The following is a 316-nucleotide window of genomic DNA, read 5'->3' on the forward strand; positions in this document are numbered from 1 at the left end:
CATCACGGTGTCTGATAATATCGCACCAACATTTACTGCACCTGCAAATATCGAAATATTTACAGATGCATCATGTAATTACGATGCTGGAGTAAACATTACAGGAGATGTTACAGACGAAGCAGATAACTGTTCTACAACGCTAAACGCGACCTACACAGACGCTGTAGTCGCAGGAACTTGCGAAGGATCATTCGTAATCACCAGAACATGGACATTAACAGATAGCTGTGGTAACACTGCGCCAGAACAAATACAAACCATCACGGTGTCTGATAATATCGCACCAACATTTACTGCACCTGCAGATATTGAG

The 316-nt window shown here is 42.4% G+C and carries 1 protein-coding gene; it reads left to right on the plus strand.

Annotated features, from left to right (window positions below; genetic code table 11):
• Nucleotides 1–316: hypothetical protein (locus ACVC08_RS00170; protein ID WP_452600499.1), on the plus strand; the 316-nt coding region annotated here is incomplete at both ends.

Source organism: Pontimicrobium sp. MEBiC06410 (genome assembly GCF_053601615.1).